This is a genomic window from Nostoc sp. JL33 (assembly GCF_017114985.1).
Classification (GTDB): Bacteria; Cyanobacteriota; Cyanobacteriia; order Cyanobacteriales; family Nostocaceae; genus Nostoc.
This window is the reverse complement of the sequence record NZ_JABXKP010000090.1, coordinates 208,704-220,749: the sequence shown is the minus strand read 5'-3', so window position 1 is coordinate 220,749 and position 12,046 is coordinate 208,704. Positions and strand designations below refer to the sequence as shown.

Genomic DNA, 12,046 nt, shown 5'->3' with positions numbered 1-12,046 from the left:
AGACTACTAGTCAACCCTCCTCTTACTTTTTTACTACTTTTTCAGCAAACCCTAAGTACTACAAGCGATCGCACCCAACAGAGTGTAAGCAGAGATAATTTATAGTATGACTTTCGTAACGATTCACAGCCATGACAGAGTTACTTGAACAAGCGATCGCTAAACTAAAAAATTTACCTGCCAATGAACAAGATGCGATAGCAGCGATGATTTTGGCAGAACTAGAAGATGAACAATTTTGGGATGAAGCTTTTGCCCGTTCTCCAGACATACTTGCCAAACTTGCAGCCGAGGCAATGGCTGAATACCGTGCAAGAAGGGTGGCAAAATCTAAAGCAGAATTAACGTAGATTGCTGTTAATTAGAGCGATCGCTTTTTTATCTCAAAAATTTGATACTATATATAGTATCATCTTTCAAAGAGTAAATTAAGAAAATTAGTAGATCAGTTCCTAAAGCGACCTCCAGAAGTGCGGTTTCAGGAAGTTTACTATCTATTGGAAGCTTTTGGGCTTTGAAGAGAAAAGGTCTAAGGGTAGCCATCATAGCTTCCGAAACTCCCAAGGTAAAACCATCACTCTACCCAAAACAGGAGGACAAAAAGTTAAAGGAGTTTATATACAGCAAATAGTTGAACTATTAAATTTAGAAGAGTGGATTGATGAAGACACTGAACCAGAAGAACCAGCAGATTGAGAAGCCGTCCTTAGAATATTATTTAAATCTTCAGTACTCTGTAACACTTTATCCCGATCCAGAGGGAGGTTACGTAGCTGAAATTAAAGATTTACCTGGATGTCTTACCCAAGGTGAAACCCTTGAAGAGACAATGGCAAATCTCAATGAGGCGCGGGAATTATGGATTGAGACAGCTTATGAAGCCGACGATAATATTCCCTTACCAATTAGTAATAATAGCTATAGCGGTAAACTACTAGTACGGATACCTAAATCTTTACATCGACATCTAGCTGAGACTTCTGAACAAGAAGGCGTTAGTCTCAACCAGTATATTCTGTCTTTGCTGAGTGCGGGAGCATCATTAACAGCAAAGCAATCTTAGTAAATTTCTAGATGATTTATAAATATTCAAAAAATACTTCAGGTACTAATCGGAATTCCCCAGATTTCAAGCGAGAGATATCTATCCATAACGCTCTATGTTTATGAGTTTGTGATTCTGAAAAAACTAAACTTTCCAGTTGATAGAATTTGGAATCAGCAAAGTCACATTGATAAAGCTGAATAATTTCATGACCTTGCCTACCATTAAATGTAAACAGGTTCTCTATACAACCTAAATATTTAATATTCGTTAAGTCTGCCTGAATTTCCTCTTGAAACTCGCGTTCTAAGGCAATGCGACTGGTTTCGCCAAATTCAACACCACCGCCTAAAGCACGATAAAATGTTTCTTGCTTGACGGGATCGTAGCCTTCAGAAAGAAATATGCGTTCGCCATCCCGAATTAGCCCCAAGGCTATTACCCGAATTTCGCCTGCTTTATTCATTTTTATAACTAATTATCGTAAATAGACTGAGGACGACTTTCGCTATCCTCAATAGGCCAATCTGTATTTTCGCCACCGATGTACAATTCTTCAATGGTGACATATTCCTGACTTAGCTGGCTGAGGGCGTTGATTAAAATATCCAGAGCGATCGCATCACTGGTTCCTAAGTCAAACCAACAACGCCCCCATTGACCCTGATATTCAAACTCACCGATGTTGTGCATCAGTGCTAGTAGGCTTTTGTCATATCCTTGTTCATCATAATTCATGTAGCTGATATCGAGTCCAGTGTCCTGCACCTGAAGATTCTCTGCATTAAATGCACCCAATTTACCCAAATAAAACCAGGAATTGAAAACTTCTTCTACATATTGCTTTTCACGCGCAGAAGGATTTGTGCTGAATTTTAGCCAAATCCACATATCAAAAGGATTAATTTCGCGGAACTGAATCTCCATTTTGGTCTAGTATCTCAATTACTCTTCTGAAAATAAGCATATCAAAGTAGGGAGTTAGGAGTTAGGAGTTAGGAGTTATTATTTCCCGCCTGCCTTATGCCCAATTATCTAGGATTGTTTAGGCTAATAGCATTTTTGCGTTCATGCTCAATTTGTTTGACTAAATCGCCTGGGAGTTGGGATTTTTTAGTCAATGCCTTGTCAAAATTAGCGATCGCTTCCTGGAACAACTGCTGGTTTTTTTCTTTTTGCCCCAGTTCTTTGAGGATTTGGGCTTTGAGATAATAAATTTCTGGATTATCAGATGTAGTTTTGATCGCCCGGTTGACATACTCTAGTGCCTGTGGATACCTTTTTAAATCCCGGTAAGCAAGAGCAATACCCCGATCCACTAGATAGCGAGGAGCAGCATTTTGTTCTAACCCTCCAATTGCCTGATCTGGGCTAGCAAAAGGCAAATTAACCGCCAATAATAAATCCATATAACCCTTGATTAAATTGAGTTCTGGATCGTTGGCAGAAATTGCCTCAGCCTTGTCTAAATATTCATAAACTTGTCGCAGCCGACTAAAGGCTTGCGGCACACCGTTGACTGTACCCTCACGGCTGATAACTACTGCACCCTCTAAAAAATGACCAACAGCAGTGTATAAATTACCACGTAATGGATCGCTAGGAATCAGTTTTTGTGCGGTTTCTAAAGTTTTCTGGCTGTAGGTGTCGAGTTTAGCCCAATCCTTATTTCCGTATGCTAAAGATGCCTTGATGGCATAAGCTAGAGGTTCATTTGGCTCTTTGGATAGTGCTTGTTCCAGATAACGCTCGGCGGCGGGATAGTTGCCCTGTTGGAAAATCGCTTTAAAAGCTGCTTCTGTTTGGTCGCCAATTTGATGAGGTTTGTTATTGCGAAACGGATCGCCAGCCAAGGAGGGATTTACCCAGAAATTAAGTGCGATTGCCCAAGGGGCAACGCCAAAGGCGAACACAGTCGCAAAAGCAGTCTGAGCAAGGGTAGTCAGTCTAGCAGACACTACTAATCGAGGCGAAGAAAACCTTTTAGTCATTTTAACCCTCAGAATAATTGCGGTTGAAATAGTTGTATGTGTTACTTAGAATGCAAAAAACGGTTAATTTTAACTTGCCTGTGCTTCAACCAAAATTTTCTTATATAAAAGGTTGACTTTGGTAATTTTTCGATGTTCCCAGGCTTGTTATAGCGATTGTTTAAGGGTGAGTCTGCCACAATAGAGAAAAAATGGATGATTGTTGCTGCTAAATTAAGGTGTTAATCCAGGTAATGCGCTAGAAATTTTCCAGAATTTTCCAGATACTCTCAGTGTAGCTAATCAGTAATTTGCCGACTTTTTGGTAATCTTAACAAATGCTCTATCTCCGAAATCTAATTTATCACCCCACAGCGTGCCCAACAGCGATTCTCAAATCGATCAACTTGGAATTAGCACCCCAGCAGCTAGGTCTGATTATTGGCGCGAGTGGTTCGGGAAAAAGTACCTTACTAGAAATTTTGTCGGGGCTAGCCGAACCCACTAGCGGCGCACTCTTCTGGCGGGAACAAGAACTTATAGCCGAACAGCTACAACAATTGGCTGGGTTGGTATTTCAGTTTCCAGAGCGGCACTTTTGTGGTGGTTCGATTTTAGAAGAATTGCGTTTAGGACATCCTGAGTTAGGGTCAGAACGAGTCAGACAGGCGCTGAGTGAGGTGGGATTAGAGCATTTATCACTTTCCGCTGCCCCCCATGCTTTGAGTGGTGGTCAGCAACGACGTTTAGCTTTGGCAGTACAATTAATTCGCCAGCCAAATTTATTGTTATTGGATGAACCCACAGCTGGGTTAGATTGGTCAATGCGTCGGCAACTGGTAAATTTATTAGCGAAACTGAAACAAGATTGGACACTGTTGGTAGTGACACACGATGCTGGGGATCTCTTAGCGATCGCAGACCGTTGCTGGACACTCAACCACGGTGAACTAGAATCAGTAGACCCAAAGACACTAGAAGCCAAAGTTAAAGAACCTCTACCAGCAGTATAAAAGGGGGAGTGGGGAGTAGGGAGTGGGGAGTAGGGAGTAGGGGAAGAAAGAATAACTAATGTCCAATGCCCAATGCCCAATGACTAATGACTAATGACTAATGACTAAGGTGAATTCCAGTAATAAATTTACCATAGCCGTTGGTTTCGACTTCGCTCAACCAACTGAGTGGCCGAGAGTTGAGCGAAGTCGAAACTCGTCAACATGGTATTTTTTTAATCAGAAATCACCTAATGACTAATGCCCAATGACAAACTTATTGCCTAAGATGGCCGAAATCTGGCAGCAAACTCTCAATTGGCAACCAACAGCCCAACAGCAAGCGCAATTCCAAAGGCTTTATGAGTTAATTCTAGAAGGTAATCGCCAACTAAATTTAACTCGGATCACTGACCCCCAAGAGTTTTGGGAAAAACATCTGTGGGATTCTTTGCGAGGAATTGCGCCACAGGGGCAATTTATCCCGTCTCTTCAAGAAGCTGCATCTGTGATTGATATTGGCACGGGTGCAGGTTTTCCGGGTGTTCTAGTGGCAATTACTGCACCTAATTGCAAAATTACTCTGATGGATTCAACCCGGAAAAAAATTACTTTTATTGACAATATATTAACTGAACTTGCCCTTATTAATGCTAAAACTCTCGTTGGTAGGGCTGAAGAAATCGGTCAGCAACCCCAGCACCGACAAGCTTATGATATTGCCTTGATCCGCGCTGTTGGGACAGCTTCTGTTTGTGCAGAATATGCCCTACCACTACTTAAACGAAGTGGTTTAGCCATAATTTATCGTGGTAATTGGACAGAGGAAGAAACCACAGTTTTGCAAAATACGGTTAATCAGCTAGGTGGCGTGATTGAATTAATTGAAAAATTTACCACTCCTCTAAGTGATAGCATCCGTCATTGCCTTTATCTGCGTAAGGTAGCAAACACACCAGCTAATTTTCCCCGTGCTGTAGGTGTACCTTCTCAAAAACCGCTTTGAGGGAAGAGTCTGAGAAAAAGGGCGTTGCTTAGTGAAAGTATAAATTAGCCACTTTCGAGTTCAGAGGTGGAATGGTGAGGCTTTGAGGTGAAGCGTAGACGCGCAACGGCTTGTCATTACCAACATTTTTCTAAATTTTTCGCTTTGTTCCCATCCCGCCTTGGAATAAATTCCCTCTCTTATAGCTAAAGTCCTCTGAAGAGGACTAAATACAAGATTTTAAGCGATGTAGATAGCTATACTCTATAAAAACGAAAATTTCAGTCCACGCTTAGTGGACTTGAGCTATTAGCCCCGAACTTCAGTTCTGGGCGGGATTGCCTGTCTGCGCGACATTCTGACTGTTACAAAAATGTGGGTAACGACAAGACTTGAGATCAAGGGTAGACACGTAGGAGTTTGGATCGCACATTGCCTCAATACAATTTGATTTCTACAAGCCGCACACTCGTGACTTATAGTCATGAGTTAGTCGCTCCAGATTGAGCATGGCTTTGTGTTAAAATTGAAAGGAACTCTTCGAGGGTTAGAGACGGAGGAATTGCTGTTGTCATCGCCTTGAGTTCAGTATTATTGCCACTCTGGCAAAATTTTATCCTTTATATTTTCTGCCAAGACAAATCCATCAAATTCGCCAGCTTGTAAACTACCCGCGCTCCAACATTACCATCCCACTCCCCATCACCGACTTCGCAGATATCAAAGCCAATAATTTTTCTGCCACTATTGACCAATTCCCGGAACAGACAAAAAGTTTGCTCTAATTCCAACCCACCTGGAACTGGAGTACCTGTACTCGGACAGAGTTTTGGATCTAAACCATCTGCATCAAAGCTAATGTAAACATACTCAGGTAAATGACTGATAATTTCTCGGCACAAATCAATCCAAGTTGTTCCAGAGTAAAGCTTTTGCTTAATAGCTGGGTCATAATAAGCAATAATGCGATCGCTAGATTGGTCGATCATTTGCACTTCATCATGACTAATATCACGCAAAGCGACCTGCACCAGCTTGGAAATTTGCGGTATTTTCATCGCATTAAACATAATAGACGCATGGGAAAACTCGAATCCCTCATAGGCATCGCGTAAATCTGCGTGGGCATCAATGTGCAAAATACCATAGTTTGTGTATTTAGCTGCTAATGCTTGGAAATAACCTAACGGCGAACTGTGATCCCCACCAATGACTGCAACTCGTTTACCATTATTAATTGCTTCTTGACAATTTTCAAACAGCCATTGATTAAGTTGTTGACAAGCCTGATTAATTTCTGTCAGCACAGGTGTTAAATCTGGTGTATCTGAGAGTTGTTTACCTTGGGCTAATCGCTCAATAATTTTTGCTGCCAAGGTGCGATAGTATGTGTTCTTCTCTACAATATCTTGGGGAATTTCCACCATGAAAATTCCCTGCTTCCAACCATCAGGGTTATCAAAATCGAACAAATCCAGTTGAGTTGAAGCATCGAGAATTCGCTTTGGGCCATTAGCAGTGCCTGCGCCATAGGAAACGGTGACTTCCCACGGCACACCAAAGACAATCAGGTTTGCAGACTCATAATCGCAGGGCAAACCTAAGAGGTTGCCATTTACTTCACCTACGCCGCTGGGATTGTAGTCTTGTAGTTGATTACTCATTGAGTATCTTCTGGATTTACGTGGATAGACAGCACGCCGCCTAGTGGACACCTGCATTGTAATAAAAATTTTTCACAGGCGGTAAAGTACTATCTTCCAAATACACAACTCCAGACTCCTGACTTCTGGTGTATGTATCTACAACAGCCCCTCTATCAATTGATCGAAATTGCGACTATACACTTGTTGGGCATATTCTTGCCGCTCTGTGTCTGAGGAGTAGGGTGACGGTTTTAATGTTGCCTCTTGGACGTATGCCATCAATGGGCGACGAAGACACTCATATTTCTCGAAGGCTTTGGCTATAGCTTGCGGATCATCCCAGTTATTCTCCTCGGCAATTTTAGCGATTAATGTTGCAATCAAGAGTGCATCTTCAAATCCTTGATTAGCTCCTTGAGCCATAAAGGGGGGCATTCCATGTGCGGCATCGCCAACTAATACGATTCGCCCTACACTCCAGGCTGGTGGAATTTTGACAGGATCAGCTTCAGTATTGGGGTCAATTGTGCTAGGAACTTCTACAGAATCTGAAATAGTAGCGCGGTGAATATAGTATGGGCGTTGCTGCATGTTGGCAGGAGGAGATATACGTACTAATTGCTTAAGTGCATCCGGAAAGCTTGCCTTCTGCAACTCCTGGAGAGCTAAGTCAATTAAAGAGCTTTCAGACTTTTCTTGTAACAAGTCTAAAGGCAAAGCAAGATGTATCACGTACCCTAGTTCACCAATTGGTCTGCGAAATAAAATCATCTTGATGTTATTTATACAAACAGAATTTCCAGATATTTGATCATTAGTGATTGTTACAAGTGGTGAGTCTTCAAAGAAATATTCTTCTAATTTCGTCCACAGTTCGGTTTTTATGTCGGCTATTTCTCTACAAAATATAGCTGCAAACCCAGAGTATTCAGCTCTGGCAAAATCATGGTATTGACTATCTGTGTAAAGCAGTCTACGAACTGTAGAATTAATCCCATCTGCTGCAACAATTAGTTTAGCTCGAATCGATTTTGTTGCTAATTCTTGGGGGACAGCATCCGATTTGTGGGGCTGCGTGTCATTCTGTTTCTGCCCATCTGTCCAATAAGCATAGGGGTTGGCTTCCGTGTCAGATAAGCAATCTATGCGGACACAACCGTTTTCCGGCTCATTCACAACATTAATACAACGGTGATTAGCTTTAACTCGGTCTTGGGGAAGTAGCTGTCTAAGGGTTGTCTGCAAATTGTACCAAGAAATTGACACTCGACCCTCGCCATAATCTTTAAACCAGTCGTCAAAACTAAGCGAAATTGACCGAATTATCTGCCCCTGTAAATTTTTGTAAACCCATTGGGGTGAAGTCTTTGGAGGTTGTTGCTCTTGAGTAGGTTCGACAGTTTTCTGGCCATTAGACTGCTGGGGATTCAATAAACCAAGTCCAGCTTTTTTGACTTCTTCGTAGGCGTTAGGATCTAAATATTTGAGAGCTTTTAATCCATTTGGGAGAAGATCCAAACCCTGACCAACTTGACGAAAGGCGCGAGTTTGATCGATGACAAGGACATTTTCAATACCACGTTTACGTAAGCCAATAGCAGTTGCTAACCCAATAGGCCCAGCGCCAACCACTACAACATCGTAGATTTCTTCAGGAGGAGAAGAAAAGACAACAGAGCCAGTCAAGGTATCAGCTTTGATTGATGTGTCTGTATGTGTATCAGGACTTGATTTAGTTTCTAGCATATTTATACACAGAAATCTTGGATAGAAGCTCGGCAATGTGGAAAGCTATTAGCTATCAACTAAGATACTATGACACAATAATATTAAAATGAAATGCAACAAGTTAAATATTTTGCCGCGATCAGACTTTTATCTAAAACACCAGCTTGGGTTCAATCTCGCTTCAAAATTTATTGCTCTTATCTAAGCCGTTTCACTTTAATAATGATACAAATACGTTGGTACAGAACATTGCTTATTGCTGTCAACTTAAGGTTAAAATAAAAGTGCGGCTAGAAACGGCACGCCAGGTGCTTCTCCCTTGGCGCTAGCCTCTCCCTTTGGGAGAAGGGGAGACGCTGCGCGAACAAGTCGGCGGAGCCGCCCAACGCACTGGCTCGTCTACACAAGGCAAAAGCCACCTCCGTGGGTTTCAAAACCTTGACGCCAACTCTAAAATTCGCGGGACAAAAAGCCCCGCGAATTGTTAATTCTTGAAGTTAGATTTTAGTCTACTTCCACTCCTTATCTGCTTGTGAAAGCACATAAGCCGCTACATCTTCAATTTGGTTAGGTTTCAAACGACTGCCGAAGGCGGGCATGGCATTTTTACCTTTTGTAACCTGAGCAATAATCGCCTCTTCTGAGTACAAACCATACTTTTCCAAAGCATCTTTCTTCAGGTTTTTGTTAGCTTGAACCAGATTCTTACCTCCGGCGTGACAAGAAGCACAATTGGCACTAAATACTTTAGCTCCACTAACAGCATCTGCTGCCAATACTGGACTACTGAAGGCAAAGGTGAAGATTGCTATGCCTAACAGCATCACTGTAATAATTTTTTTCATTTCGTGTTCCCTGTGCAATAACGGCTTATTCGGTGCAATATCCTCCATAATTGTCAGTTGAGGCGTTGCCATAGTCAAATGACAAGCTGTCAAACTTCGCCGGAAAATTTTTTTAATTTTGAATATTCGAGGTTTTAGATTTACGGTTGTTAGTACAGAGCGATATTTGACGACAAGGTGCTTCTCTACGTTCCTTGCGGGATGCTACACGTAGCTTGTTTCTTTGCAGGAGTATACATCTAAACTGATGATTAAAATACTTTCTTTATATATAGCAATCCTATTTTATTTGTGAGAATTGCAAGCCCCAGATCCCCGACAACTTTTACGAAGTCGGGGATCTTATTTCTTAGAAATGATTCAGAATTGCTATATAAGTTTGAATGCTTTACAACCAATAAATTATAAAAACTTAAGGATGAAATATTCTAGATAAAAATTGTCTCGTTTCATCCTTTGTTCTTTAGTTGACAGCCCCTAACTGAATAAGCACATCTTCTGTAACACGACAAATTCGCCAATCACCTAATATAGATGCTCCCATACTACGGTAGAATGCTTGGGCTGATTCGTTCCAATCCAACACACTCCACTCTAAGCGCCCACAATCACGTTCTACAGCTATCTGGGCTACTTTAGTAAGCAGAGCCTTACCAATACCTTGCCTGCGATATTCTGGTAAAACAAATAAATCTTCCAGATAAATTCCTGGCTTAGTCAGAAATGTTGAATAATTATGAAAAAATAGGGCAAAACCAACAGCTTGACCCGCAGATTCTGCTAAGATTGCCCCTACATACCTCCGCGAACCAAATAAATGCTCTTTAAGTGCTAGAGCATTGCCAGTAATAGCGTGAGATAATTTTTCATACTCTGCAAGCGCCTGAATTAATTTAAACAGTACGCTGTAATCAGCTGGTTCAGCAAAACGCACAATCAAATTGCTACGCGAAGTCATTAGTCTATAGTCCATAGTTCATAGTCCATAGTCTATAGGCAACTGTGCAAATTTTTTTGAGTAATGACTAAACAAAAGCCGAAAAAAGGTACAAAACGCCCTTCTCCTGTCGCAGACGCTCTTGCTAGCTTGCTTGTATGTGTAGGGGTACGGGTGAGGCTCGAACGCGAGTAGCGTGTCTGTAGACATGACTCGCTCTTTGTGACGCTAACGGCAGTTCCTCATGGGGAGCCACTGCGTTGGACGGGTTAACAGGCTTAAAGGAGCCAGCCGCTCTTTCGGGTCTCCCGACTTAGGCGGACTGGCGTCAAGTGGCGTGAAAACCCCCTCTGAGCGACTGCCGACGCTCCTACGTCGCTACCGCTACGCTAACACCACAACGCACTGGCTCCCCGATGAAATTTAAAGTTTTGGACTTTATTTCATCCATGTTCGTTAGTAGAGCTAATTAGATCAGGTCTATTTTTATGAATGTAATTAAATCAACCAACCTTTTAAACGTTTAGCTATGTGTGGACGCCGCAATTTCCGCATGGCTTTGCTTTGAATTTGTCGCACTCGCTCACGAGAAAGATTGAACATGTTGCCAACTTCTTCTAAGGTACAGGGTTCGCTGGTTGTCAAACCATAGCGCAGAGAAATCACATCTTTCTCCCGTGGAGTTAACACGTCACCCAAGACTTCCCAAATCTCCTGACGCATCATGTTTTCATTCATTTTTGCTTCTGGAGACAGGTTATCTTCATCTTCTAGCAAATCCATCAATTCCGTGTCTTCTTCTTTACCGACGCGGTGGTTGAGAGAAAGTGCTTGACGCCGTAGCTGTTGTAGCTGGCGTAGTTGTTGCACACTAACTTCCAAAACTTCTGCCATTTCAGCTTCAGTGGGATTACGACAGAGTTTTTGTTTGAGTTCCCGTTGTGCTTTTTTCAGCTTGTTAAGCTTTTCAACAATATGAATAGGTAGCCGGATTGTCCGCGCATCATTAGCTATAGCTCTGGTAATCGCTTGTCTAATCCACCAATAGGCGTAAGTAGAAAACTTATATCCTTTATCTGGATCAAACTTTTCTGTAGCGCGATTTAAACCCATTGCTCCTTCCTGAATTAAATCCAGAAAAGGAACTCCCCGATTTAGATATCGCTTGGCAATAGAAACTACCAATCTCAGGTTCGAGCGAATCATTTTGCGTTTTGCTACTCTACCTTGATACAAGCGACTTTCTAATTGCTTTTCCGTCATTTCTAGCTCGGAAGCCACTTCTAGCTTGCTAGGTTCTTGTCCGAGTTTTAAGTGTAAAGCAGCTTGTAATTCCCTAACTTCTTCTAGAAACCTGACTCGCCGGGCTAACTCTACCTCTTCATCAGGTTTTAGAAGCGGATAACGCGCCATTTCCTTAAAAAATGCGCCTACAGCATCATCATGTTCGGTTTTATTGTATCCCGAAGGACGAGCCGCAGCCATCTCATCTCCATCCCGTTCATCTGATTCGGGATTTTCTACTACAATTGGAGACTCTTCTTCTGCTACTGCATCTAAACTTTCGAGTGATGGTTCTTCGCTATCAGTAATATTCTCCACTATTTCCATTTTTCCCAATTCAACAATATTCATAGTTTCCTTTAGGGATTGTTGCTTTGTTTGGTACATAATTTAGTTACAGCTACTCGTTTGAGGCTTGGTAGTTTTCCCTAAGGGACGAATGCACCCGTTTATATAGCGAAATACAAGCTTCTGCTAATTTGATATTCAGTAATAAAAATCAGTATCTACCTACCCACTATAGGTTACGGTTAGATATAACCTATAACTCAACTGGACTTGGCACCCAATAAAACTTTTTTCTCAGCCTCTCAACAGATATATTCTTCATTTTT

At 41.8% G+C, this 12,046-nt stretch carries 14 protein-coding genes; 6 read left to right on the top strand and 8 right to left on the bottom strand.

All coding sequences use genetic code 11. From position 1 onward, the window contains the following. The first annotated feature begins 131 nt into the window (after window positions 1-131). From HWQ23_RS27430 to HWQ23_RS27420, 3 genes are all read left to right on the top strand, one after another. Entirely contained in the window at window positions 132-350 is a 219-nt protein-coding gene (locus tag HWQ23_RS27430) for a hypothetical protein (protein ID WP_229494754.1), read from the top strand. 157 nt (window positions 351-507) lie between these two features. After that, complete coding sequence (locus tag HWQ23_RS27425) at window positions 508-696, top strand: type II toxin-antitoxin system HicA family toxin (RefSeq protein ID WP_292835658.1); 189 nt, start codon at window positions 508-510, stop codon at window positions 694-696. Then, window positions 662-1,063 (top strand): type II toxin-antitoxin system HicB family antitoxin, encoded by a 402-nt coding sequence (locus HWQ23_RS27420; RefSeq protein ID WP_292835655.1) that lies wholly within the window; start codon window positions 662-664, stop codon window positions 1,061-1,063. The genes HWQ23_RS27425 and HWQ23_RS27420 overlap by 35 nt, the downstream gene beginning before the upstream one ends. A 16-nt stretch (window positions 1,064-1,079) precedes the next feature. On the opposite strand, the gene HWQ23_RS27415 is transcribed toward HWQ23_RS27420, so the two are convergent. The 3 genes from HWQ23_RS27415 to HWQ23_RS27405 form a co-directional block, all read right to left on the bottom strand. Next, window positions 1,080-1,511, bottom strand: coding sequence for an NUDIX hydrolase (locus tag HWQ23_RS27415; protein WP_292835652.1), 432 nt, complete (start codon window positions 1,509-1,511; stop codon window positions 1,080-1,082). 8 nt (window positions 1,512-1,519) lie between these two features. Continuing rightward, window positions 1,520-1,972: a DUF3531 family protein gene (locus tag HWQ23_RS27410; protein ID WP_292835649.1), complete on the bottom strand. Its 453-nt coding sequence runs from the start codon at window positions 1,970-1,972 to the stop codon at window positions 1,520-1,522. 104 nt (window positions 1,973-2,076) lie between these two features. Continuing rightward, window positions 2,077-3,036 (bottom strand): Sll0314/Alr1548 family TPR repeat-containing protein, encoded by a 960-nt coding sequence (locus HWQ23_RS27405; protein ID WP_292835645.1) that lies wholly within the window; start codon window positions 3,034-3,036, stop codon window positions 2,077-2,079. A gap of 317 nt (window positions 3,037-3,353) precedes the next feature. Between HWQ23_RS27405 and HWQ23_RS27400 the strand changes: the two genes are divergently transcribed. Both HWQ23_RS27400 and rsmG read left to right on the top strand, forming a co-directional pair. Continuing rightward, window positions 3,354-4,028, top strand: coding sequence for an ABC transporter ATP-binding protein (locus HWQ23_RS27400; protein WP_292835642.1), 675 nt, complete (start codon window positions 3,354-3,356; stop codon window positions 4,026-4,028). Window positions 4,029-4,275: 247 nt separating this feature from the next. Further along, window positions 4,276-5,013 carry a 16S rRNA (guanine(527)-N(7))-methyltransferase RsmG gene (gene rsmG / locus HWQ23_RS27395; protein ID WP_292835639.1) on the top strand — a complete coding sequence of 246 codons (738 nt, stop codon included), beginning with the start codon at window positions 4,276-4,278 and terminating at the stop codon, window positions 5,011-5,013. 599 nt (window positions 5,014-5,612) lie between these two features. On the opposite strand, the gene speB is transcribed toward rsmG, so the two are convergent. The 4 genes from speB to HWQ23_RS27375 form a co-directional block, all read right to left on the bottom strand. Then, window positions 5,613-6,656: an agmatinase SpeB gene (gene speB, locus HWQ23_RS27390; RefSeq protein ID WP_292835636.1), complete on the bottom strand. Its 1,044-nt coding sequence runs from the start codon at window positions 6,654-6,656 to the stop codon at window positions 5,613-5,615. A gap of 138 nt (window positions 6,657-6,794) precedes the next feature. Further along, window positions 6,795-8,384 (bottom strand): FAD-dependent oxidoreductase, encoded by a 1,590-nt coding sequence (locus tag HWQ23_RS27385; protein WP_292835633.1) that lies wholly within the window; start codon window positions 8,382-8,384, stop codon window positions 6,795-6,797. Between the two features lie 491 nt (window positions 8,385-8,875). Further along, window positions 8,876-9,211 (bottom strand): cytochrome c6 PetJ, encoded by a 336-nt coding sequence (petJ, locus tag HWQ23_RS27380; protein ID WP_292835685.1) that lies wholly within the window; start codon window positions 9,209-9,211, stop codon window positions 8,876-8,878. A 463-nt stretch (window positions 9,212-9,674) separates the two neighbouring features. Continuing rightward, the gene (locus HWQ23_RS27375; RefSeq protein ID WP_292835630.1) at window positions 9,675-10,169 is read right to left on the bottom strand and encodes a GNAT family N-acetyltransferase; all 495 of its coding nucleotides are present in this window, start codon (window positions 10,167-10,169) and stop codon (window positions 9,675-9,677) included. A 223-nt stretch (window positions 10,170-10,392) separates the two neighbouring features. Here HWQ23_RS27375 and HWQ23_RS27370 point away from each other — a divergent pair, with 223 nt between their 5' ends. Then, window positions 10,393-10,575 (top strand): hypothetical protein, encoded by a 183-nt coding sequence (locus tag HWQ23_RS27370; protein ID WP_292835627.1) that lies wholly within the window; start codon window positions 10,393-10,395, stop codon window positions 10,573-10,575. Window positions 10,576-10,646: 71 nt separating this feature from the next. Here the strand turns inward: HWQ23_RS27370 and HWQ23_RS27365 are convergent, their stop codons facing one another. Then, window positions 10,647-11,819, bottom strand: a complete 1,173-nt coding sequence (locus HWQ23_RS27365; protein WP_292835624.1) for an RpoD/SigA family RNA polymerase sigma factor — start codon at window positions 11,817-11,819, stop codon at window positions 10,647-10,649. Window positions 11,820-12,046: the final 227 nt, after the last annotated feature.

Bases quoted from the DNA above. Each gene is read 5' to 3' on its own strand.
- HWQ23_RS27430 (WP_229494754.1), top strand. From the start codon at position 132: ATGACAGAGTTACTTGAACAAGCGATCGCTAAACTAAAAAATTTACCT.
- HWQ23_RS27420 (WP_292835655.1), top strand. From the start codon at position 662: ATGAAGACACTGAACCAGAAGAACCAGCAGATTGAGAAGCCGTCCTTA.
- HWQ23_RS27415 (WP_292835652.1), bottom strand. From the start codon at position 1,511: ATGAATAAAGCAGGCGAAATTCGGGTAATAGCCTTGGGGCTAATTCGG.
- HWQ23_RS27410 (WP_292835649.1), bottom strand. From the start codon at position 1,972: ATGGAGATTCAGTTCCGCGAAATTAATCCTTTTGATATGTGGATTTGG.
- HWQ23_RS27405 (WP_292835645.1), bottom strand. From the start codon at position 3,036: ATGACTAAAAGGTTTTCTTCGCCTCGATTAGTAGTGTCTGCTAGACTG.
- HWQ23_RS27400 (WP_292835642.1), top strand. From the start codon at position 3,354: ATGCTCTATCTCCGAAATCTAATTTATCACCCCACAGCGTGCCCAACA.
- rsmG (WP_292835639.1), top strand. From the start codon at position 4,276: ATGACAAACTTATTGCCTAAGATGGCCGAAATCTGGCAGCAAACTCTC.
- speB (WP_292835636.1), bottom strand. From the start codon at position 6,656: ATGAGTAATCAACTACAAGACTACAATCCCAGCGGCGTAGGTGAAGTA.
- HWQ23_RS27385 (WP_292835633.1), bottom strand. From the start codon at position 8,384: ATGCTAGAAACTAAATCAAGTCCTGATACACATACAGACACATCAATC.
- petJ (WP_292835685.1), bottom strand. From the start codon at position 9,211: ATGAAAAAAATTATTACAGTGATGCTGTTAGGCATAGCAATCTTCACC.
- HWQ23_RS27375 (WP_292835630.1), bottom strand. From the start codon at position 10,169: ATGACTTCGCGTAGCAATTTGATTGTGCGTTTTGCTGAACCAGCTGAT.
- HWQ23_RS27370 (WP_292835627.1), top strand. From the start codon at position 10,393: ATGGGGAGCCACTGCGTTGGACGGGTTAACAGGCTTAAAGGAGCCAGC.
- HWQ23_RS27365 (WP_292835624.1), bottom strand. From the start codon at position 11,819: ATGTACCAAACAAAGCAACAATCCCTAAAGGAAACTATGAATATTGTT.